The 21,879-nt window shown below is 62.3% G+C and carries 18 protein-coding genes and 1 riboswitch; of the genes, 4 read left to right on the top strand and 14 right to left on the bottom strand.

Features of this window, described 5'->3' with window-relative positions; genetic code table 11:
- Window positions 1–222: DUF1036 domain-containing protein (locus WBQ77_RS09260; RefSeq protein ID WP_424059939.1), on the top strand; the 222-nt coding region annotated here is incomplete at its 5' end.
- Window positions 219–1,658, top strand: a complete 1,440-nt coding sequence (pyk, locus tag WBQ77_RS09265) for a pyruvate kinase (protein WP_424059941.1) — start codon at window positions 219–221, stop codon at window positions 1,656–1,658. The genes WBQ77_RS09260 and pyk, both read left to right, overlap by 4 nt.
- A gap of 94 nt (window positions 1,659–1,752) precedes the next feature.
- On the opposite strand, the gene WBQ77_RS09270 is transcribed toward pyk, so the two are convergent.
- Window positions 1,753–2,526 (bottom strand): tetratricopeptide repeat protein, encoded by a 774-nt coding sequence (locus tag WBQ77_RS09270; RefSeq protein WP_424059955.1) that lies wholly within the window; start codon window positions 2,524–2,526, stop codon window positions 1,753–1,755.
- Between the two features lie 142 nt (window positions 2,527–2,668).
- Window positions 2,669–2,794: a type B 50S ribosomal protein L36 gene (gene ykgO, locus WBQ77_RS09275; protein ID WP_045368701.1), complete on the bottom strand. Its 126-nt coding sequence runs from the start codon at window positions 2,792–2,794 to the stop codon at window positions 2,669–2,671.
- Window positions 2,795–2,858: 64 nt separating this feature from the next.
- On the opposite strand from ykgO, the gene WBQ77_RS09280 reads away from it, so the two are divergent.
- The gene (locus tag WBQ77_RS09280; protein WP_424059943.1) at window positions 2,859–3,134 is read left to right on the top strand and encodes a DUF1579 family protein; all 276 of its coding nucleotides are present in this window, start codon (window positions 2,859–2,861) and stop codon (window positions 3,132–3,134) included.
- A 101-nt stretch (window positions 3,135–3,235) separates the two neighbouring features.
- Window positions 3,236–3,673: an META domain-containing protein gene (locus WBQ77_RS09285; RefSeq protein WP_424059945.1), complete on the top strand. Its 438-nt coding sequence runs from the start codon at window positions 3,236–3,238 to the stop codon at window positions 3,671–3,673.
- A 160-nt stretch (window positions 3,674–3,833) separates the two neighbouring features.
- Here WBQ77_RS09285 and WBQ77_RS09290 read toward each other — a convergent pair whose 3' ends face one another.
- From WBQ77_RS09290 to WBQ77_RS09345, 12 genes are all read right to left on the bottom strand, one after another.
- On the bottom strand, window positions 3,834–5,294 hold the full coding sequence (locus tag WBQ77_RS09290; protein ID WP_424059946.1) for an SLC13 family permease: 1,461 nt from the start codon (window positions 5,292–5,294) through the stop codon (window positions 3,834–3,836).
- A gap of 347 nt (window positions 5,295–5,641) precedes the next feature.
- Window positions 5,642–6,319, bottom strand: a complete 678-nt coding sequence (locus WBQ77_RS09295; protein ID WP_424044870.1) for an energy-coupling factor ABC transporter permease — start codon at window positions 6,317–6,319, stop codon at window positions 5,642–5,644.
- A 40-nt stretch (window positions 6,320–6,359) separates the two neighbouring features.
- A riboswitch (cobalamin riboswitch) is annotated at window positions 6,360–6,585 on the bottom strand.
- 43 nt (window positions 6,586–6,628) lie between these two features.
- Entirely contained in the window at window positions 6,629–7,282 is a 654-nt protein-coding gene (locus WBQ77_RS09300) for a hypothetical protein (RefSeq protein WP_424044869.1), read from the bottom strand.
- A gap of 32 nt (window positions 7,283–7,314) precedes the next feature.
- A complete protein-coding gene (locus tag WBQ77_RS09305; RefSeq protein ID WP_424059948.1) occupies window positions 7,315–8,769 on the bottom strand; it encodes an OmpA family protein in 1,455 nt (484 codons plus the stop codon).
- Between the two features lie 114 nt (window positions 8,770–8,883).
- A complete protein-coding gene (locus tag WBQ77_RS09310) occupies window positions 8,884–12,048 on the bottom strand; it encodes an efflux RND transporter permease subunit (RefSeq protein ID WP_424059949.1) in 3,165 nt (1,054 codons plus the stop codon).
- Entirely contained in the window at window positions 12,045–13,307 is a 1,263-nt protein-coding gene (locus tag WBQ77_RS09315) for an efflux RND transporter periplasmic adaptor subunit (RefSeq protein WP_424044863.1), read from the bottom strand. Before WBQ77_RS09315 ends, WBQ77_RS09310 begins: the two co-directional genes overlap by 4 nt.
- A 600-nt stretch (window positions 13,308–13,907) precedes the next feature.
- Entirely contained in the window at window positions 13,908–14,447 is a 540-nt protein-coding gene (gene idi / locus WBQ77_RS09320; RefSeq protein ID WP_424044859.1) for an isopentenyl-diphosphate Delta-isomerase, read from the bottom strand.
- Window positions 14,448–14,552: 105 nt separating this feature from the next.
- Window positions 14,553–15,635: a phytoene/squalene synthase family protein gene (locus tag WBQ77_RS09325; RefSeq protein ID WP_424044857.1), complete on the bottom strand. Its 1,083-nt coding sequence runs from the start codon at window positions 15,633–15,635 to the stop codon at window positions 14,553–14,555.
- A 285-nt stretch (window positions 15,636–15,920) separates the two neighbouring features.
- Entirely contained in the window at window positions 15,921–16,310 is a 390-nt protein-coding gene (locus WBQ77_RS09330; RefSeq protein WP_424044855.1) for a hypothetical protein, read from the bottom strand.
- A gap of 28 nt (window positions 16,311–16,338) precedes the next feature.
- Complete coding sequence (locus WBQ77_RS09335) at window positions 16,339–18,639, bottom strand: efflux RND transporter permease subunit (RefSeq protein WP_424059951.1); 2,301 nt, start codon at window positions 18,637–18,639, stop codon at window positions 16,339–16,341.
- 166 nt (window positions 18,640–18,805) lie between these two features.
- Entirely contained in the window at window positions 18,806–20,785 is a 1,980-nt protein-coding gene (locus WBQ77_RS09340; protein ID WP_424059953.1) for a terpene cyclase/mutase family protein, read from the bottom strand.
- Window positions 20,782–21,879, bottom strand: a 1,098-nt coding sequence (locus WBQ77_RS09345) for an FAD-dependent monooxygenase (RefSeq protein ID WP_424059954.1), incomplete at its 5' end; no start/stop codon positions are given. The genes WBQ77_RS09345 and WBQ77_RS09340, both read right to left, overlap by 4 nt.

Raw genomic sequence — 21,879 nt, forward strand, 5'->3', positions numbered from 1 at the left:
GGACGCTATTACTACATCCACGCAGTGGACTATGACCGTGGCGGTGAATGGGCCGGCGGGCTCTATATGTGCACGGACGATAAGTCCTTCACCATCCGCAACACCGCGGAATGCGAGAAGCGCGGCCATCGGCGCACGGGCTTCTTCGAGGTCGACACCGGCGAAGAGAGGGATTGGACCGTGCGTCTGACGGACCCAGAAGGCGAAGCGAAGCCCCAATGAGGCGGAACCGACGGGTCAAGATCGTGGCAACGCTCGGTCCTGCCTCCACCAACGAAGACACCATGCGCCGCCTGTTCGAAGCGGGCGCCGACGTATTTCGCGTGAATATGAGCCACGCGACCCATGACGGGTTGCGGGAGGTTCACGGGATCGTCCGCAAGCTGGAGACGGACTTTTCGCGTCCCATCGGCATTCTGGTGGATTTGCAGGGTCCGAAGCTGCGGATTGGCAAGATCGAGTCTGGCACGGTGCGCCTGACTAAGGGCGACGTCGTGAGCTTTGTCCGCCGCGAGGACGTGGGCGGTCTGGGCCGCATCCATCTGCCTCATCCTGAGATATTCGAGGCCGTCGAGACCGGGCACACAATGCTGCTCGACGACGGCAAACTCAATCTGCGCGTGGTGGAAGCCTCGGACGTGCGCATCGACGCCGAAGTGCTCAATTCCGGTCTACTCGGCAGCCGCAAGGGCATCAGCTTGCCCGATACGATGCTCCCGTTCGGTGCTCTGACCGATAAGGACCGGGCGGACATCGAGTGCACCAACTCGATCGGAGTCTCGTGGCTGGCGCTCTCTTTCGTGCAGCGCCCCGCCGATATCGAAGAGGCGCGCAAGCTCAGCCGCAACCGCACCGCCATCATGGCAAAAATCGAGAAGCCGACCGCGATCCACTTTCTCAAGGAGATCGTCGAATTAGCCGACGGTATCATGGTGGCGCGCGGCGATCTCGGCGTGGAAATGCCGGTCGAGAAAGTCCCCGGCCTGCAGAAACAAATCAACCGGGCCGCACGCAATGCCGGCAAGCCGGTTGTGGTCGCCACGCAAATGCTCGAGTCGATGATCTACGCGCCGGCTCCCACCAGGGCCGAGGTGTCCGACGTCGCCACCGCGGTGTTCGAGGGCGCCGACGCGGTCATGCTGTCTGCTGAATCGGCGGTCGGAAAGTATCCGGTCGACGCCGTAGCCACCATGAACCGCATCGCCATCGAAGTAGAACACGACCCGCTCCACGCCGCGATCATCCATGCCCAGCGCATCGATCCGCAAGCGACGGGCGCGGACGCGATCTCGGCCGCGTCCCGGACGGTCGCGGAGACGCTCGATCTGGCGGCCATCGTTTGTTACACGGCCTCGGGTGCCACGGCCTTGCGGGCCGCGCGCGAGCGGCCGCAACAGCCGATCCTGGCCTTGACGCCGATCCCGCGGACAGCACGGAAACTAACGATCGTCTGGGGCCAGCATTGCGTGCTCGCGGACGACCCGATCAATCTCGACGACATGGTCGCCAAGGCCTGCCGCATCGCTTACCAGGAAGGCTTCGCCAAGGCCGGAGAGCGCGTGATCGTCACCGCCGGCGTACCGCTGGGAAAGTCCGGCTCCACGAATTTGTTGCGCATCGCCGAAGTCGATCCGAGCGACGACGTGGAACTCCCGTAGGTCTACGGGCAGACGCCTCCAACACACGGGTTTCCGACAAGGCCGCTCGACGAGAGTTGGGCGCTCAACGAGATGTTTTGATTAGAAGTCTTGACTAAATGTCTTGGCCTTCGACCTCGCGCGAAAGCGCTTCGACGCCGGCCTTAGCGTCATCCATATAGGGATTGACACTCAGCGCCTGGCGATACGCCTTCAGCGCTTCCTTCTTGGCGCCGAGCTGCTCCAGCACGAGCCCAAGATCGGTTATCGCCCGGTAGTGTTTCTCATCCAAATTCAGGGTGCGCCGCAGATCGGCCAGCGCCCGCTCCGGGTTGCCTCCGAGCACATTGACCTTGGCGCGCAGATACCAGGCCTCGGCCTCTTCCGGCGCTATATCCACCACCGCATCCAGAACCGCGAGCGATAGATCGACATCGGAGTTATTGGCGAATTGCGTGGCCCGGCTCATGAGAAGGTCGACCGTATCGCTGCCGGACATGGCCCACAATTCCTCGATCGCCTCGGTGATCGGGGCGGCTTCGCCCGGCGTCTTGGCCTCCATGAGGCGCTCGTAAAGACCTGCCAGCAAGATCGGGCGCTCGGCCGGATCGAAGGCGGGAGGGACATTGCCGGCAACATCCTGCTCGGGCGCACCCGGCGCTTCACCTGCCGCCGTGTCGGGCAATCCGGATTCGGGTTCCGGCATCGGTTGCGGCAACGCATTGAGACCGCCGTCCTCGAGCCCATCGAGATCGAGACCCTCGAGCGAGGGCTCCTCGGCGGGCCGAGCGGGCGGCACCGGCGCATCGTCGTAATGTTCGAAGAACTGTGCGAGCACCACGGGCGGTCCGGCCAAAACCGGCACTGGCGCGAGCAGCGCCAAACCCATCACGCACAAGCCTATCTTATGGCCTGAAAATCTCATGGCCTAAAAGTTACGGGGCCCCAAGGGGCCCCGTCAAAGCTTTTCCGCATTAGCCTCCCCGAACCGCTCGGATGGGGAGCAAAACCGCAAAGGACACACCCTGAGGTTATCCCTGGCGCGCCTTAAAGCGGCGGTTGGTCTTGTTAATCACATAGAGCCGGCCACGGCGGCGAACCACCCGGTTATCCCGATGGCGCTTGACCAGCGCTTTCAAAGAATTCTTGATTTTCATCTCACGCCATCCATCTCGGCTAAAAAACAGTCCGGGCGGCCCTTGAAAAAAGGCCGCCCGCGAATTGGGCCGGAACATAGAAAGCCGGGTCTCGTCTGTCAACTTCGAGCCCCTGACCCCACCCCCTACCTCAATCATTGACGGCGCGCTGGACGCGGCGGGCAAGATGCTCACGCTGGACACGGAAGGCCCGAGCTTCACAGGCGATGGGTCCTTGGTCCGGTACCTGGACATTATCGAGATCGAAAGCGACGACTACTGGGCACTAAAATCCCGCGCACCCGACAAGGAGAGAACGTGGGTCGAGTTCATGATGGCCCATTACCGGCACAAGACTTAAGCGGCGCAAAGCTCTACCGGCGCACGGCCTCAACTTAGCGGCGCCGTTCCCGTCTATCCGCGGTGCGCGTGTAGGATTTGAGGCTTGAGGTTGGACGCAGAATGACAAGACGACTGACAAGACTTGGCGCATTTGTCCGGATGGGACTTCTGGCACTGGCACCGGTGGTCCTGACCACGCAAGGGGCATGGAGCGCCGATGAAATGACCCCAATGACGCTTGCTGGAACCGTGTGGGTCTTTGCGGACGAGAACGGCAAGAAGGCGCGCATCGTGCAGTTTGGTGCAGAAAACAAGGTCTCCGGCCATCTCGGCTGCAATCGCTTCGCCGGATCCTATGCGTACAACAACGGAGAGCTTAAGTTCGGTCCTCTTGCGTCGACAAAAATGGCCTGCCCACCGCCGTTCATGGAGCGGGAGCGGGAATTCGCGACGACACTCGGCAGCACCCGGATGGCCGAGGCGAGCACCACCAGACTTATCCTCAAGGACGGTGAGGGCAAGACCCTCGCCGAGCTCGTACGGCGCGACCCCGACTAGGCCTGTGGACGAGGCTCTCGCGTTAAGAACTCGTTAAGAATTGAGGGGCTAGCGTTTCAGGGCTCAACCGAACGGGAAGTTAACAATAATGGCGTTTCGGCCCGGACAGGAAAGGGCTCCTGGCCGGGCCACTTCCCGCCGAGACGTCTAACCGAAACTCCTACAAGAACCGTGCTGCGAGCGTGACCGCGCCGGCGATGATCGCCGCGCCGAATAAGTTCACCAAGGCACCGGCGCGCATCATTTGCGGCAGCGTGACGTAGCCCGTGCCGAAAACGAGCGTGTTGGGAGGTGTCGCCACCGGCAGCATGAAGGCCGACGACGCCGCGAGCGCGATCGGTAGAACAAACAACAGCGGCGACAGATCCGACCCGAGCGCAAGACTGCCTGCGATGGGCAGGAAGGCGGCCACCGTCGCAGTATTGCTCATCAGCTCGGTCAAGAGAACGACGAGAAGCGTCACCCCAAAAATCAGGACGAACAGCGGCATCGCATTCAAGAAGGACAGGCCGTTGCCGATCCAGACTGCGAGGCCGCTACCGTCGATCGCCTTGGCGAGACTCAACCCGCCGCCGAACAGGATCAGAACTTCCCAAGGGACCCGGCGTACCGCGCGTCCGTCCAGCAAAAACGTCCGGTCGGGCCAATTGGCTGGTATCGTGAACAGCGCAACCGCACCGACAAGGGCAATGACTGTGTCGGAGATATCGAACCCGAGCCTCCCCTCCACCAAGGGCGAGAAGATCCAGCAAATCGCGACGGCGGCGAATACAGCACAGACGCGCTTCTCCGGACCGCTCATGGGGCCCATATCGTGCAGCATCCCTCCGACCAGCCCCGGCTTCACCGCGCCGAGACTGTTGGATACGGGAAAGGCGATGCGGGTCAGAACCAGATAGGCACAGCCCAAAAGGACCGCGGAGATGGGCAGCGCAAACAGCATCCATCTCGCAAACGTCATCTCGATGCTGAAAACCTCCTCGAGGTAACTGGCCGCAAGCAAGTTCGTCGGCGAACCGACCAGAGACGCCATCCCGCCGATGGACGCGGCATAGGCGATACCGAGCATCATGGCGGTGCCGAAATTGGCCGCCTCACCTTTACCCCTTGTGCCGTTCGGCGTAACAACCGCAATGAGCGACATGGCGATCGGTAGGACCATGATCGTCGTCGCCGTATTCGTGATCCACATGCTCAAGAAGGCGGTTGCCAGCATCTTCCCAGCGATGAGATTGAGCGGGCGGCTGCCGACGTTAAGAATGATGTGGAAAGCGATGCGCCGGTGCAGGTTCCATTTCTCGAGGGCAAGACCGATGAGAAACCCGCCGAGCAGCAGAAACACGACTGGATGCGCGAACGGCGCGGCCGCTTCGCCAATGTTCTCCACGCCAAGAAGCGGCAGAACGGCCAGAGGAAGAAGCGCCGTGACAAAGAGCGGGACCGCCTCTGTCGCCCACCAGATCGCCATCCAGACTGCCAGCGCGGCGACGGACCAGGCCGTGGCCGACAGCCCCTCGGGCGCCGGGCTGGCGATGAACGCCAAGAACACCGCAGGCCCCAAGACGAGGCCCACCAGCTGATGAGCTTTGCGGCTAGCGCCGCTATCGTCCGGCTCAAGCATTTCTCGCGACGGCCTAGGACGTTCCGTCCATGACCTTCTGCTTGTATTCGTCCAGCGTAATTGTAACCCCGTTCTCAGCGGCTTTGCCTACATCGTCCAGATTGGGTATGGAAGCTTCGTCTTCCGTGGCCATAGAGTCCCTCCCTTGTGTGATTTCGCGACAGTGACGCTCATGGCGTCCGCCCCTCTCTTGCCGGAACTTTTAACTTACCAGACCGCGCACCCGGTGGAATTGTAGAATCCTGCTAAGCGCTCCGCCCCGCGCTGGACCGTCTTGAGCGCGCACAAAAGAAACCGGCGGCGCGAGTGACCGCACCGCCGTCTGATCTGCTTGAAGCGAAATTGATTTACGCGGGATGATAGAGACGCCGCTCGACCAGCGGGCTGCCGCGCAAGGCATGAATGGCCTTTGCCCCTGCGAGAACCGCGAGATCAGCCAGCGGCTCGACGATAATCACGAGCATGTAAGCACCACCGAACGTCACGATGGACTGAATGTTCTCGGCGCCGAAGCCATGGCCGTAGAACGCCCAGAACATCACCCATGCCACGATCCCCGCCTGATAGGCGGTGGAGAGTGCGAGCGCCTGACGGTATTTCAAATCCACATAAGGCGTGTCTGGCTCGATGATCTTGCCCGCGAGATAACGCAAGCCGAATAGCGGCACCAAGAGCGTGGTGACGTTCATCCCAAGTTGCGGCAGATCGAACGGCGCAAAGAATAGCCCTTGAAGCAAAAGCCCCAAGGCCAGTCCTATGGCGGCGGGCGCTGCGCCCAAAATCAAGAAGAGCGTCGACCCAAAGATGAAGTGAACTTCCGAAACGCCGACCGGATAATGGGGAAGGACTTCGAAGAAACAGAAGACGAGTACGGTCGCAGCAGTGGCCCGCGCAAACAGCGAGACGGAGCCGCGTTCCTTAGTGTCCTCCCAAGCGAGTTTCATGGCAAAGGCCCCCGCGCCTGCGGCGGTGGCGTAGCTCAGCCAAATCTTGCTGTCGGCGACGAGTCCAGGTTCGATATGCACGTCAATTCTCCTTTGCCGTCTCACCCGACGGCGTGTGGGTTAATCGTATCGCCGAATGGCCGGTCTCCTGGCTCGCGGATCACGGCCGTCTTCCGTCTTCCCAGCCCTGCCTTGGGTGGCAGAAAGGGCCAGTGACATCAATGGAAGGCGGCTCACCGCATACAGTCGCGGGGGCGGCTAGGCTTCGGGCCAATCACGGCCCTACCTAATTCCCGTTTCATCCAAGTGCGTTTCCGCACCCGAACACCATCGGCGGGCGGCAGTTTTGGACGACTCGGGCCGACGGTCAAGCCGCACGGCCAAAATGTCTCAACTCTTTTCCTTGTCGTAGACGTCGCCGGCTTCGACGCGCTTTGAGAATTCGGTCTTGCCACCCTCGGACAGGAGCTTGGCCTGCTCGACCCAATCATCGCGCGTCACCCGGCCCTTGAAGCCTTCCAGGTTGGCATCGACCCAGGCCTTCTCGTCGTCGGACCAATTGGCGATCTGATCGAAATGCCAGAAGCCCAGCCGGTTGCATAGCTGCTCGAGTTTCGGCCCGACGCCCTTGATCTTTTTGAGGTTGTCGCCCTTGCCGCCGCGCGGCGCATCGAGCGTCACGGGCTTGACGCCCTCGTTGAGGCCTTCGTCGACACCATCGCGGTCGAAATCCGGGTCCACGGCTTTTTCCGCTGCCCCGGCAGCCGGCGCCGAGACGGCCCGCTTGACGTCCCCACCGGCAGCGCCGGTGCCCCGGCCCTCAAGCCGCGCTTCGAGGCGGCCGATCAGATCGTCTTTCTCGCGGGAAGTGGCATGGCAGGTCTCCAGGTCGGCACGCAATTTCCGAACCTCGGTCCCCGTGCCGTCCGCAACGGTATTGCGGCGCCCGCCCCAGATGAGCCACCCGACAAACAGCCCGAGCAAAGCCGCGAGCAGGATCAGGATCCAAATTTCTCCGACCAAAAAGCCCCAATTCCTGAACATACAAAAACCCCTCTTTGTGCCTGGCGGGCCTGTTACTGAGAAAACGCCAAAGTGACGCGTCTGTTCGCGGCCCGCCCGTCTTCTGTGTCGTTGTCCGCGACCGGCTTGGCGTCCCCATAACCGATAGCCGAGATCGCATCCTCCGGAATGCCCCGCACACGAAGGGCCGCCACCACGGCGTCCGCGCGCTTCTGGCTCAGGGTCTTGTTGAACGCGCTATCACCCTGACTATCCGTATGTCCGCCCACCTCGACACGCAGGTCGCCGGACTGAACGCATTTTGTAACAAGCGAAGTCATCGCATTGATGACCCTCAGAGAGCGTGCGTCGAGGCGAGCCGAGCCGGTCACGAAATTGACGTCGCGCTTGGACAGAAGCGCGTTGGCCTTGTCGCGGCACTGGTCGAAGCCCGCCACGAAGTCCATTTGCGGCAGCCAGTAGCCGGCTGTCAGCACCTCAGTCTCGCCCGTCGCCGCATTGACGCGCCGCGTGCCCTCGGGCGGCAAGTCGCCGGCAGCCTCGACCGAAACGACGACCGTATCGCCGAGATCACTGGAAAGACCCTTTTTCAGAAGCTCAAGATCCGCGCCCGGCGCGCCCCCACCCGTGAGACCGTAATCGTCATCGCCTCCGGCCGTCTTCAGGCTCAGCGTCTCAAACTCCGGCAGCCAGGCCGCCAGTTTTTTGAGAGCTGCGAGAACCGACTCAGGGTCGCCCGAAATTCCCGTGGCCGGGTCGCCCGAGACCTTATCGAGACCGAGCGCGGCGGCGATCTTGTCAGACGTCAGCCCCTTCGGAAGCTTGCCGCTCACCGAGCCCCCATCCGAAGCGGAATAGGTCAGCTGGAAGTTCACCGGCTCGCCGTCGTCGAGATAGTCGAACGAGGATTCGATCGTATAGCCGGGCGGTACGTCTTTCAGCTCCGCCAGCGCCGCCTTCCCGTCGGCTGGGGTCGTAGCGACACCCGACAGGCTCAGCGTGTCGTCCGACATGGTCAGCGTGCCCTCGTTGAGCTTCGACAGCGCGCTAATCCCATCCTGCGCCACAATCGTCCAACCGCCAGGTGCGCCAGACGCAAGCATCAGAGCCGACGCATCATGGTCCAAAACGACCGCAATTCCTTCCCGCGCGCCCTCGGTGGGCACATGGCCCGAAACGGTAATAGCCTTGGCCGATTTGTCAGCGGAGAATGTGTATGGAGAGGCCGATGCCAGCAGCTTCATCTTGTCGCGCACGACCCGGCGCCCTTTGACAATGCCGAGGGTCTGGAGGATCCGATCTCGCTCCTTGGCGCTGTTGGCCAGGCCGCTGACCTCGATATCGCGGCCCGCAACGTCCGGCTTGACGCCATGCACCGATCCAGCGACGGCGCCGTTCGCGCCATCGGTGACCGCCTGCTCGATCCGCTTGGCATGATGTTTGGCGCCGTACCAGCAGAGCGCCGCAACGCCCACAATCAGAACCAAGATTCCTAAGACCTTCCGCACCGGCTTTCTCCCTCTGTCGCGCCCCGCATCGCTATAAGGCAGCTACCGTAGCGTAGCCTTGAACCGGCAAAACAGACGGCGCGAGATCACAAGCGACGAACGACACCATGCCGCTTACCCCCGGCGCGGCGCAACCTCGGACTGACCGTGTGTGTCTGCGGCTGTGCTCCGACGCAATCCGGCACTCTTGACGAGGCTATAAATTGCGGGGATCACGATCAGGGTCAGGACGGTCGATGAGGCCATGCCGCCAATCATCGGCACGGCGATACGTTGCATCACCGCACCGCCGGCACCGTGCGCCCAAAGGATTGGCAGAAGACCTGCGACGGTCGCGGCGACCGTCATGATCTTCGGCCGCAAGCGGCCCGCCGCACCTGCAATAATCGCCGCATGTAGATCGCGGCCGCCGAACGCACGCCCCTCCTGCTCGCACGCCGCCAGCCGATCCTTCACGGCACGATCAAGATAGATCAACATCACCACGCCCGTTTCCGCGGCGACACCGGCCAGGGCGATGAATCCCGTCACGGCGGCGACCGAGAAGTTGAAATCGAGCCACCACATGAGCCATATCCCGCCGACCAGGGCGAACGGTACGGAGAGCATGACGATGAGCGTCTCGGTCAAGCGGCCGAAATTGAGATAGAGCAGCACGAAGATAATCAGCGCCGTGAACGGTACGACAATCTGCAGCCGTTTTTCCGCGCGCTGCAGATATTCGAACTGACCGCTCCAGGTCACATAGTATCCGGGCGGAAAATTCACAGTCTCGGCCACGGCTCTTTGCGCGTCGGCGACGTAGCTGCCGATGTCGCGGTCGCGAAAGTCTACAAAGATATAGAGTGCGAGCTGCGCGTTCTCTGTTCGGATCATTGACGGACCCTGGGCGACCGTGACGGTGGCCACTTCATCCAAGGGCACCGTGCCGCCGGCAGGGGTCGGAATCAGCACCTCGTTGGCGATGGCCTGCGGATCGTTGCGATAGTCGCGCGGGTATCGCACAGCGACCTTGTAGCGCTCGCGTCCCTCCACAGTCGTGGTGACGGCATTGGCGCCAAGCGCCGTGGCGATCACGTTCTGCACATCGCCCACCATGAGCCCGTAACGCGCCAAGCGCGTGCGGTCGGGATCGATATTGATGTAGTAGCCCCCAGTCGCGCGCTCCGCATAGGCGCTGGTCGTGCCGGACACGTCGCGGACCACCGACTCTATCTTTCGGGCGAGCCGTTCCATCTCGTCGAGATCGCGGCCAATCACCTTGATACCGACGGGCGTGCGGATGCCGGTGGACAGCATGTCTGTGCGCGCCTTGATCGGCATCGTCCAGGAGTTGGACACGCCGGGAAACTGCAAGGCGGCGTCCATTTCCGCGGTCAGCGTGTCGATGGTCATGCCTTCCCGCCAGGCTTCTTCCGGCTTCAGATTAATGATCGTCTCAAACATGCTCATCGGCGCCGGGTCCGTGGCGGTTGCCGCACGTCCCGCTTTGCCCCAGACGGACTCCACTTCCGGAAAGCTCTTTATGATCTTGTTCTGAGTCTGCAGCAGCTTGCCAGCCTCCGTCACGGAGACGCCGGGCAAAGTAGTCGGCATGTAGAACAGCGTGCCTTCATTGAGGGCGGGCATGAATTCGCTGCCGATCTTCGACGCGGGCCACCACGTCGCGGCGAGCGCAGCAGCGGCGACCAGGACTGTGAGCACCCGGAACTGCATGGCGAACGCGATTACCGGCTCATAGAGCCAGCTCAAGACTCTGTTTAGCGGGTTCTTGTTCTCGGGGAGAATGCGGCCCCGTACAAACAAGATCATCAGCGCGGGCACGACAAAGATGGACAGGAGCGCCGCCGCACCCATGGCGAAGGTCTTCGTATAGGCAAGAGGCTTGAACAGGCGCCCCTCTTGCGCCTCAAGCGCGAAGATCGGCAGAAACGACACCGTGATAATCAGCAGGCTGAAGAATAGCGCTGGCCCGACCTCGATCGCCGCCTCGACAATGACCTCATGGCGGGGTTTTTCGGGCGGCGCGTGTTCCAGCCGCTTATTGGCGTTCTCGATCATCACAATGGCAGCGTCCACCATGGCGCCGATGGCAATAGCAATGCCGCCAAGGCTCATGATGTTGGAGGAAAGACCCAAGGCCCACATGCAGATGTAGGCGATGAGCACGCCAAGCGGCAGGGTAATGATCGCCACCAGGGCGCTGCGCGCGTGCATCAAGAAAATCACGCAGACCAACGCGACGATGATGCTTTCCGCAATGAGCGTGCGTTTCAAGGTATCGATGGCGCGGTAGATCAAATCCGAGCGGTCGTAGACGGTCTCCACGGACACGCCCTCCGGCAGCCCCGACGCGATTTCTGCAAGCTGCTCCTTGGCGCTCTCAATCACGGATAATGCGTTCTCCCCATAGCGCTGCAGGACAATGCCCGAGACCACCTCCCCGTCCCCATTCACTTCGGACAGCCCCCGGCGCTCGTCCGGGGCCAGCTCGACGCGTGCGACGTCCTTGAGAAGCACAGGCACCCCTGCGTCGTTTTTGACGACGATGGTCTCGATATCCTCGATGCCGGTGATGTAGCCGCGCCCGCGCACCATGTATTCGCGTTCGGAGAGTTCGACCGTGCGCCCGCCGACATCCATATTGCTATCGCGGATCACGTCGGTGATCTTCGACAGCGGAATGCCCAGCACCTGCAGGCGGCGCGGATCGACGACCACGCTGTACTGCTTGACGAAGCCGCCGACGCTCGCCACCTCGGCCACGCCTTGGGCTTTGGAGAGACCGAAGCGCACATACCAATCCTGCAGCGTCCGGAGCTCGGCGAGGCTGTGTTGCGTGCCCCGCAGAATGTATTGGTAAACCCAGCCCACCCCCGTGGCGTCGGGCCCGAGTTCCGGCGACACCCCGGCCGGAAGATCACCGGCTGCGGCGCTCAGCGACTCCATCACGCGCGAGCGCGCCCAATAGATATCCGTGCCGTCATCGAAGATCACATAGACGAACGAAACGCCGAAGAAGGAGAAGCCACGCACGGTGCGCGCCCTTGGTACGGTCAGCATGGCCGTCGTGAGCGGATAGGTGACCTGATCCTCGACTACTTGCGGCGCCTGTCCGGGATACTCGGTGTAGACGATCACCTGAACGTCGGAGAGATCGGGGATCGCATCCAGCGGGACCTTCTGCACCGCGTAGAGGCCGAGCAACGTCACGAACACTGTAGCAATGCCGACCAGGACGACATTCCGCGCCGACCAGCGAATGATGCCTGCGATCATGGCGCCGTCTCCTGACGCTCGAGATTTCGGAGGGCGGCTTTCAGGTTGCTCTCCGAGTCGATCAGGAAGGTCGCCGAGGTGACGACGTCTTCGCCTTCGCCAACGCCCTCGATAACTTCCACAAAGCCATCGCCGCTACGCCCCAGCCTGACCGGACGGGGCTCGAATTTGCCCTCGCCCTTGGCGACGAGGACGGTCTTCGTCGTACCACTGTCGATCACCGCGCTCGCCGGAACAGCCGTGACAGGCGCCGTCTTTTTGCCCGGATGAAACACGATATCGGCATACATGCCGGGCTTGATGCTTCTGTCGTCATTCTGCAGCACGATGCGAACCGGGATCGTCCGCGTTTCCAGCTTGCGCATCTCCGGATAGATAAAGCTTACCTTTGTCTCGAAGGGCTCATTGGGAAGCGCGCGCAGCGTCACCGTAGCGGTCATCCCGACCGCGATGTCGCCTATGTCCGCTTCCGCGACTTCAGCAATGACCCACATGCGCGTGTGATCGGCGATACGGAACAGCTCATCGCCCGCCTCCACGAATTGGCCGTTTATGGCACTCTTCGAGGTCACATCTCCCGTCGCCGGCGAGGGCCAGTCCAACGTGCGCGGATTGTCTCTGCTCTTCTGTACCGCCTCGATGCGGCTTTGCGGCACGCCAAGATTGCGCATTTTCTGGATCGCCCCGGCGAGCGCGCGCTGGCCTCGTCCTTGCGCCCGCAAAGCGACGATAAGATCGGCCTGCGCCAGCTGGATCTGCGGGCTATAGAAGCGGAACAGCGGTTCGCCCTTCGCCACTTTCTGGCCGGTCTTGTCGACGAAGAGGTCCTCGATATAGCCGTCGGACCGCACAGTCACGATGGTCAGCAGGGACTCGTCGTGCTCCACAGCACCGGCTGCGCGGACATTTCGCGACACGGTCCGCTTGCCGACCTTTTCCGTGCGCACGCCGCTACGCTGAACCTTGCCCGGACTGATCGAGACGGTGCCGTCGTCGGCGTCCTCGTCCGCATAGACCGGGATGTAATCCATTCCCATAGAGTCTTTCTTCGGCACCGGCGAGGTGTCGGCGAGCCCCATGGGGTTGCGGTAGTAGAGTATCGCCCGCTCAGGCCGCACGGAATCGTTCGCGGGCGCCGACACGCCCATTCCCATCGGCGCGGATTGCTCTGCATGCCACGCGTTCAGATACCAATAGGTGCCCCCGGCTCCCGCCAGGAGTCCCGCCGCAAGAGCTACGGCGCTTCTCAGACGCTTCATGATGTGCGTCTCCAAATGATCGTTGCGTCACCCCTGGCCAGAAGCAGCCGGGGACCTCGATGCACGAGCCCACGCGCAAGCGGACGCAATGCGCGGAGCATGGGTGCAGTGTTGCTGTCGAGGGTTAGACGCGCGGAGGCGGAGACGGCGGCACGAAGGACGGCGCCCGAAGGTTTGCCGTCAAACGAGCCGCCTGAACGGCGGCGTGCGGGAAAGACAACGTTGCAGGAGGCATAGCCAGCACACCGGTCACGGCGAGGCTGACGCATAGGCACTTCCCGCCGCAGGCCGTATCGGAGCAAGGCTCCTTAGGTTCAGAGGACTTCGCAGGTCCGGCCTTGCGGTGGGACGGCACCATTACGGCATGCTCGTCGCAATCCGCAGGCATCGCGGACGGAGCACCGGACATCCCCGTAGCGCCGGTCATGCCCATCGTACCGGCCATCCGCATAGCCGCACTGGCGTTCGCCGCGGGCAAAGCCGCAAGCGCGCACACGATCAACGTCGTCAAAATAGTTCTGAAACTAGCCATGTATCTTCAAATTTCGGCGCCAAAGCCCCGAACGTCAAGTGACGAGACCGTGAGGTCGTCAATGGTGCTTAATTCGACTTCTCGGGAACGGCGCGCATCACAGGCCACTTGGCTTTCAGATACTTGCCGAACCAGGCGGTGTATCGCTCAGGCGCTGCCAAAGCGTCCGCTTGCACGTCCTGCAGGGACGCCCAGCGATAATCTTCCGCCTCATCAGGGTTTGGCACGATGGAGCCGTCGTGGATGCCGTGAAACACGTGGACGATCTCGTGTTCGATCATGTCGTGATCGAGTTCCGCACGATAACGGATCGTGCCAATTGCCTCCAAGGGGCACAGAAAGCCCATTTCCTGCGGTAGCCGGCGGCTTGCCGCGGCCGCACTGTCCTCGCCGGGGCGCGGATGACCGCAGCACGCATTGGTCCACAGCCCGCCGGAATGGTACTTGCTGGTATGGCGCTTTTGCAGTAGCAGCCGGTCTGCGCTGTCCCAGACGATCACTGAAAATGCGCGATGGAGAGAGCCTTGCTTGTGGACCTCATGCTTCTCGCCGGTGCCAATCTCGCGATCGTAATCGTCAATGAGAATGACTTTCTCAAGCATTTCCATTGCGCCAACCTCTTGAATTGGATTGGCACTGTCAAGGGGCGGAGGATCGGTTTGCGGACGATCTATGCGCGGCGCTGGGAGGCCGCCTTTTCGCCTTCGCGCCCGTCACCGAGCCGTGCCCATTGTCTCAGGACCCACTGTTAGCGGGGCAGCATTTGCATGGCATAGGCTGGCCATTCCGGACATCGTCCAACGGGTCAGCGAATCGCTGCGGCAGATGACGGGCGCCGCAAGCATGACGCCCTGAACCGTCGTGCGCGAAATCTTCGGCCGATAGTCCGACGAGAAATGAGAGACCTGCACCACCCGGTTGAGCGTTGCATAGGCCATGCCAATCGCCAGCAGGCAGAACTGCCGGATGCCGGTGTGCTGACGCGGGATTGTCAGCGTGTAATCGACGGCATTGCCCAAATGTCCGAGCGCGATCGTCGCAAGCCGATGGATGGTCGGGCGGAAATTGGGGTTCCTTGCGGCATCGTCGAGGTCGCCCAGATCGAGGCTGACGGAACAAAACAGGCTCTGCGGCAGATAACACCGGCCCTGGCGCCGGTCGTCCCAGATGTCCTTGAGAATGTTCGTCATCTGCAGACCTTGGCCGAAACTGGCCGCCCTCTTCTCCAGTGCATCCCGATGCTGGTCGATGTCTGGGGAATGGTCGCAGAAGAGCTCGGTGAGCATCTCGCCGACAACGCCCGCCACGACGTAACAATAGTCGTCCAGCTCGGCCATGTTGGCCAGTCCCGTCGGACGATTGACATAAGATTTCATGCCCGACGCCATCTTCGTGAGACAGGTGCGAACGGCCTCCTGCTGTCTCGCGGGACGCGCGTTCAATATCGCAAACAGACCCGGCAGGCTTTCGAGAAGATCGATCTCCTCTCTGCTGACCTGACCGGAAAGATCGACCGAGAGACGTCGTGAAACATCTTCCAACCTGCCTTTCCCCTCGACCGCCGCAAGAAACATATCGAGCTGGGCAAGCTTCCTGTCGCAGTCCGCAAGCTGCGAGTCCTCGATCGTGTCCACGGCGCGGCACAGGAGATAGGCGGCACCGACGGTGAGCCGCAGATCCGGCGGCAGTTTCGGTATGGTCAGCGCAAACGTACGCGACAGCTGCGGAACCAACAGCAGCGGGAGTTCTTCTTTGCCGACTGCGCTTTCCACCACGGCCCCGTCCAAAGTCCCCATTTTTACAACGTCACGCCGAGCGTCGGTGTTCCGATTGAGCCCATCCAGCATAGTCGCCCCATTATGAGGGCGGCACATCGCAGATGCGCGCTGCCGTCCACACGATGCCTGCGGATCTCTGGCTGGTAACGGCTGCTGCCCAAACTCGCCTATGTAAAGGTCCGTACAGAACGCCTGAAGTTATCCCCCCCCGGGAGGCAATTTTGGGGCCTCCTCAGATCATGTCCACAACGCAGTCAGCGTTGGCACGCCGACTCATCCTAGCACACGCGCCGCGCGGCCGGGTCAAGACTTCTTCAGGGTCACGCTCCCGCTCGCCCGGGAACTCTTGAACGACATGGTCTGAACGCCGCCTTTAATGGTAATCCGGACCCGTCCCGAGATATCGTAAGTCGCGACTTGGAACTCCCCCACATAGACCCCCGGGTTGACCTTCAAAAGCTTCCCCGTCTGGTTGATCGCGGTCGAGATGGTCACGCATTTGGCCGCAAGTTTGTAGACCTTGTCGGTCTCGCGCCTGTATTTGATACGGCAGGTCAACTTCTGGGGCGGATTGTCCCTGGCCTGCATCGTGCCGCTGCCACTCCACGTCCCCTCGAGAGGCGTGGTCTGGGCATGGACCGGCGCGATTGTCACCACAAACAGAGCAATGATCAGCGAAAATAGGGTCCTCATGGGATCCTCCCTTGCGTAGCGGCCTTGCCTAGCCGCCTTTAGTTGTTTGCGGCGCGGCACTCTTTTGCTCGCTTCGTCCTTCAACGAACGCAATCAGCGCCGGCAGCACCAGAAGATTGGCGAGCAGCGCGGTTGCCAAGAGCATTATGACGACTTCTCCAAACAGGCGCAGGCTGGGCAGCTCGCTGAAAATCGTGCCTCCGAACCCGACGATCAGCACGAGGCAGCCGACGGCAAGCGCCGGGCCGATGGTGGCGATGGTTTCCTCGAGAGCAGGCTTCACAGCTTCGCCGTTGGACCGCATCAAACGGTAGTAGTTCAAGATGTGAATAGCATTGTCCACAGCGATGCCAAACCCGATGGTGAACGCCACCACACAGGTGAATTGCAGTCCAGCGCCCGTGAGATGGAGGATCGCGCCCGCGACGGCGATGGGCAGAATGTTGGTCAACATGCTGTAGAGTCCGGCGCGCAAGGACCAGAATACAAGGCCGATGAGCAGGATGTTGAGCCCGATGGCGAGCATAAGGCTGCGGTTGAGATCAACGATCATTTCGTAGCTCGCCCGGGCCGAATGCGCCGCGATACCCGTTGCCACAAAGCCCGCCTCCGGGTGCGCCGCGCGCAGCCCCACCAAGTCCGCCTCCAGGTCATCCAGGACCGGCACCAGTTCGGAGGCGTCCACCGCGGGGAAATAGCCGGCCACAAGCGCCGACTTGTGGTCCACTGACATCATGCGTTCGATGAAGGGTGACCGCGCCTCCTCGAGAAAGCGCAGGATTTGTTCCTTCATGAGTCCGCCCTCCAGCATCCAAGTTTCAATACTGTGCAAGGACATCGCCTTCGTGACGAGCGGTAAGCTCTCCAAGGTCTTGTGCGACTCCCCGACCAGAGCGAGGACCTCCGACGAATCCAGGTCTTTTCCTTCGGGCCATTGGATATGGAGCAGGACCGCTTCGGTGCCGGCGAACTGCGCGTCGACTACGTTCATGACCTTCGAGGCCTGGCTGCCGCTGGGCAGGTAGTCCCGATACTGATAGCTGGGGCTGATCGTGGCGTAGAGCACGCCTGCCCCGATCGCCACCACAAGCCCCACGGCAAGGAACGCCTCGGGGTGGGAAAGAATGCGCCGTCCCAGCGACCGGCAGCCCGCGCTCGTCGCCGCGAAAATTCGGTCCAGGGTTTGGTCGGAGTTTTCCTTTGCGCCGCGCCGGCCGAGCAACAATGCGGCGAGCGCCGGCAGGACCGTGATCGTCACCAGGAAGGCGACAGCCGTGCCGATGGCCGCGGTCAGACCGAAGCCCGAGACGAGAGCATGCGGGACCAGTGCGAGAGACAGAAGCGCGATGGCTGTCGTCATGGCGGCGAGGACGCAGGCTGGCCCGATATCGCGGACCGAAGATGCGATGGCCTCGCGCGGGCTCGCCCCGCTGACCAAATTGCGTTTGAGACCGACCATCAGGTGGAGAGAACTCGCGAAGACCAGCACCGTGACGAGCCCCGGAACCACCCCCGTCAGTACCGTAATCTCCTGCCCGCGCAGCTCGGTGATCCCCAGCGTCCAGAGAACGGCAATGCCGGCCGGCACGCCGGCAAGCAATGCGTAGACGGGGCTGCGAAAAAATATCAGGCAGATGATCAGGGAGACCGTGAAGCCCGCCCCGATCAGGATTCTCTGATCGCGCATCAGGGCGCCGACGATCTCGAGACGGAAGAACGCGACCCCGCTTAGATCGCCATGCATGTCCGTGCCCGCAAGCGCCTCATCCGTAACCTTTCGTAAATCGTCGGCAACGACCCGAAGATCGTCGATCTTGGGCCGCGGCTCGATGGCGACCACGAACAACGCCGTCGTGGCGTCGTCCGATAGGAGCTTGCCGGACACGAACGGGTGGGCCAGGAGCGCTTCGCGCAGAGCCGGAAGCTCCGCCTCGCTCACCTCCATCGGGAACACCGCCTCGGCGCTGCCGGTCGAATCCGGCGGATCGTGCGCCGAGAACATCGATGAGACGTATTTCACCCCGTCGACGAAATGCAGGTTCAGGTGCAGATCGCGGAGGCGCTTGAGATTGTCGAGCGTGAAGAGATCGTCGGCTTGTACCAGCAGCAGAACGTCCTCGCCGCTTTGCGGATATTGTGCCTCGACCATTTGGAGATTGCGGTACTCCTGGGTTCCGGAGCGGAAAATCTCGCGGACATCGCTGGAAAATTCGACCTTGGCCGCCGCAAAAGCCAAGGGGACGGTCAGCGCGGCCACGATCAAAAGGGTGATCCGCGGGAAGCGCTGTGCCAGGAACCCCAGCTTTTCCAGACCGAACCCAGCCGTCATCGAGTCAATCCCTGGACACTATCGCCCGCTTTTCCCGTCGCTGAGGAGCCAAGCTGACTGGAGAGCCAAAGCCCGCCACCGGAGCCTTGTTTTTGATTCTTCCACGGTATCATACGCGGCTAAGCGCAACAAAAACGGATCAGGAAAACCCTTATGGTCCATTGCCTTAGGCCCTCAAACGCGCCTCCGCCGCAGCCAGGGCCCAGAGCCCGAAAATCTTACGGTAATTGTCGTAGGTGATGGCGCAGGTGCGATTGAATACGCCCGCGATGGTCTCATCGGGCCAGCTTCCGTCGCCTTTCTGCCGGTCTTGCAGAAAACGCACGCCCGACTGCACGGCCGCACTATCGGCCTCATCACTTTGGAGCAGGCTGAGCACGGCCCAGGACGTCATGACGACCTGCCCGTCCGGACAACTGGTGTAAGCGCCACGCTTGCAGCTCTCGATCGTTTCGCCCCAACCTCCGTCGGGGAGCTGATGGGCGATGAGAAAGGCCGCGGCGCGCCGGATCGAGGCACTGTCGGCGGCGAGCCCCGCGGCGCGCAGACCCGAAATCGCAAACCAGGTGCCATAGGTGAAGCAGATGCCCCAGGAGCCGATCCACGACCCGTCGGCCCGCTGCCGTTTCAACAGAAATGCACGCCCCCGCTCGATGGCCTGTTCGATACGCGCGGCGCGTACGGTATCCGCATAACCTTCGCGGTAGCTGACAAGGGCCTGGAGGCAGGCCGACGTGCACTCCACATAGGAGTGGTCGACCATGATATCGGCGAAGACGAAAGACGGATTGAGCGCTTCCATCCAGGGAAGCGTCCGCGCCCGCTCGTAGGTCGGCCAACCGCCGTCGCCGTTCTGCCATCCCAGGATCAAATCGGCCGCGTCGTGAAGGCGCTCTGCGCCGATCGGCCCCTCGACATGCGGCTGCAAGGCGATCGCGCTCTTCAAGCCCTCCGCCGTGCAATCGGAGATCGGCCAGCCGTGCTTGCGGTTTGAGAAGGGCCAGCCCCCTTTGGAAGGATCGCGGTAATAGAGCGCGCGGTTCGGCGTGTCTTCGAGCACTTGGTTGCGCTCGATATAGTCGTGTGCCCCGTCCGCCATCGACTGCACCTCACCCACGCGCCCCGTCGCGCAAATGGCCTGCACCGCAAAGGCTGTGTCCCAAAGCTGCGAGGAGTTGTAGCCCTGCATATGCGTGCCGTGTGCACCCTTCCAGAGATACTCGGGGAGCTGTGCGCGGTGGGCGGCCACACGCGGCCCGCCGGGCTCGGCGAAATGCCAGCACAGCATGTTCAGGACTTTGTTGATCGGACCGATGCAGATGGTGTTGGTGTTCTCGTCTTCCTGGCGGACCTGGTCCAGCACGAAGGCGTTCGCGCGATCCCGCAGGCTCTTGCCGGCAACAGCCTCGTATCCGTTCAGCAGCCGGTTCATGACGCGATAGAGGCGCGAGAGCGGCACATATATGTCGCCCGGCGCACAGCGTGTCTGGGTCGCGCGGAAATCGAACCCTTCGAAAGGCTCGCAAAAGATTTCGCCCCGTATTGCGCGCAAGACCGGCGTCAGCGGGGCTTGTGCCCTGATGCCGTAGAGATAGCTCATGGGCAGATAGACCATGCGGCTATGGCACCAAAAGCGGGATGGATGGGCAGGCAGTCCGTCCGGGAGGAGCCACAACTCGGGCGGCACGGGCATCACGCCGTCGTAGTCATACAGGTTGAGCAGAGCGAGCAGAAACTTGCCCCAAGGCGGCACGTCGGCTGCCCCACCATGATCCAGGAGCCAGGCCTGGCCGCGCTGTAAATCGGGATCGTCCGCCGGGACACCTAGAAGCCGCTGCGCCACATAGCAAAGGGCCGTCGCGTAGACGTAGCTCTCATCCCCGGTATGGAGCGGCCAGCCGCCGTCCGGGTTCTGCTCGTGCCGAAAATAGCGGACGAAGTCACGCTCGGTCTCTCGATCGAACGGCTCACCGATGATGTGGGTCGCCGCGATCAGGGTCGGCAGCAGAAACACCGGGCCGCCATAGTCACCGTGCCAGCTGCCATCGGGCGATTGCGTGTCCTGCAGGTGCCGAAGTGCAAGCGCGATGGCCTGTGACAGATCGTCCTGTGCCGCCTGCCGCGCTTCCGGCATGGTCTTGGTCACCCCGGCCGACCAACCCGCGGAGCCGTGAGATGTGCGGGGATTTTCCGATAGCCGGGAAGAAGGCCGGCAAGGGGCCAGGTGCTCCAGGAGACAAACCTGGACAGCGAATGCCGCACGCGGCGCCAGCGCCCCTCGCGGGCTTGGCTCCCCACCGTCTTCCGCGCCGCCTTGAAACCAATCCGGAAAAACGACGTCGCGAAGCTCCGGCCGCGAAGGTCTGTCGCGGCGAGCAATCCCATGGTGCGGTGGCGCTCAGCCGCGTCGGTGCGCCACACATCGTACATGGATCGGCGGATCGCCACGGCGTCGTAGCGGTTGTCCGAGAAGACCTGATATAGCGCGTTCGAAAGCATCTCTGGCACGCGTACGGCCGCACGTTGCTGGCGCGCATAATCGGCGGCGTCCACACTATCGAGCAGCGCCTCCACATCCATCAGCCCCAGCGAAATACCAATCGCTGTGAGCGGATGCGTGCAGCCGACCGCATCGCCAACCAGCGCCACGTTGCCCCGGCCGTACTCGGTCCGGGTCTGGAACCGCGTCTCCATCCAGGCCGGCTTCCGGGCTTTCAAGGAAACCGCCAGTGCCTTTGCCATCGTTGTGGGGAGCCCCGGCGCCACGGCGTCATAGAGTGCCTCCGGATCGCGCCGGAGCGAAGTGGCGGAAGTCGGTATGTCGAGACACATGCGAACCTTATTCGCGCCGATGCGGTAGATCATGATCGGACCGGGGCCGCCACTCATCACGTGGCCGTAGCCTTCGACCGGCAGGTCCACGTCGTTCAGGACAATGCCGCCCATGAACGAGATCCCGACGGACCCGTCCGCAAGACCAAGCAGGCGGCGTGTCCCGGAGCGCCGGCCGTCGGCCGCGACGATCTGCTTCGCTTCGATGCGAATCTCGGCACCGGACTCGCCTTCGACATAAGCCGGCGCGGGCGACAGCTTGGTAAGCCGGGCCGGGGCGACATAATCGATCCCAGGAAGGGCTGCGGCCCTGCGGCGAAGTTCGCTAACCAGTTCGCTATGGTCGAAGCTCGCGGCCGTCATGCCGTCCGGCTCGGGGAGAACGATCGGGTCGGACCCGTCATCGGG

Origin of the sequence: Methyloceanibacter sp. (assembly GCF_049590335.1) — a bacterium.
Taxonomy (GTDB): domain Bacteria; phylum Pseudomonadota; class Alphaproteobacteria; order Rhizobiales; family Methyloligellaceae; genus Methyloceanibacter.

Excerpts from the sequence above, each read along its gene's own strand:
- WBQ77_RS09310 (WP_424059949.1), bottom strand. The coding sequence starts at position 12,048 with ATGATCGCAGGCATCATTCGCTGGTCGGCGCGGAATGTCGTCCTGGTC.
- WBQ77_RS09335 (WP_424059951.1), bottom strand. The coding sequence starts at position 18,639 with ATGACGGCTGGGTTCGGTCTGGAAAAGCTGGGGTTCCTGGCACAGCGC.
- WBQ77_RS09290 (WP_424059946.1), bottom strand. The coding sequence starts at position 5,294 with ATGCTTGAGCCGGACGATAGCGGCGCTAGCCGCAAAGCTCATCAGCTG.
- WBQ77_RS09270 (WP_424059955.1), bottom strand. The coding sequence starts at position 2,526 with ATGGGTTTGGCGCTGCTCGCGCCAGTGCCGGTTTTGGCCGGACCGCCC.
- WBQ77_RS09300 (WP_424044869.1), bottom strand. The coding sequence starts at position 7,282 with ATGTTCAGGAATTGGGGCTTTTTGGTCGGAGAAATTTGGATCCTGATC.
- WBQ77_RS09315 (WP_424044863.1), bottom strand. The coding sequence starts at position 13,307 with ATGAAGCGTCTGAGAAGCGCCGTAGCTCTTGCGGCGGGACTCCTGGCG.
- WBQ77_RS09285 (WP_424059945.1), top strand. The coding sequence starts at position 3,236 with ATGACAAGACGACTGACAAGACTTGGCGCATTTGTCCGGATGGGACTT.
- WBQ77_RS09325 (WP_424044857.1), bottom strand. The coding sequence starts at position 15,635 with ATGGGGACTTTGGACGGGGCCGTGGTGGAAAGCGCAGTCGGCAAAGAA.
- idi (WP_424044859.1), bottom strand. The coding sequence starts at position 14,447 with ATGGAAATGCTTGAGAAAGTCATTCTCATTGACGATTACGATCGCGAG.
- pyk (WP_424059941.1), top strand. The coding sequence starts at position 219 with ATGAGGCGGAACCGACGGGTCAAGATCGTGGCAACGCTCGGTCCTGCC.
- ykgO (WP_045368701.1), bottom strand. The coding sequence starts at position 2,794 with ATGAAAATCAAGAATTCTTTGAAAGCGCTGGTCAAGCGCCATCGGGAT.
- WBQ77_RS09330 (WP_424044855.1), bottom strand. The coding sequence starts at position 16,310 with ATGAGGACCCTATTTTCGCTGATCATTGCTCTGTTTGTGGTGACAATC.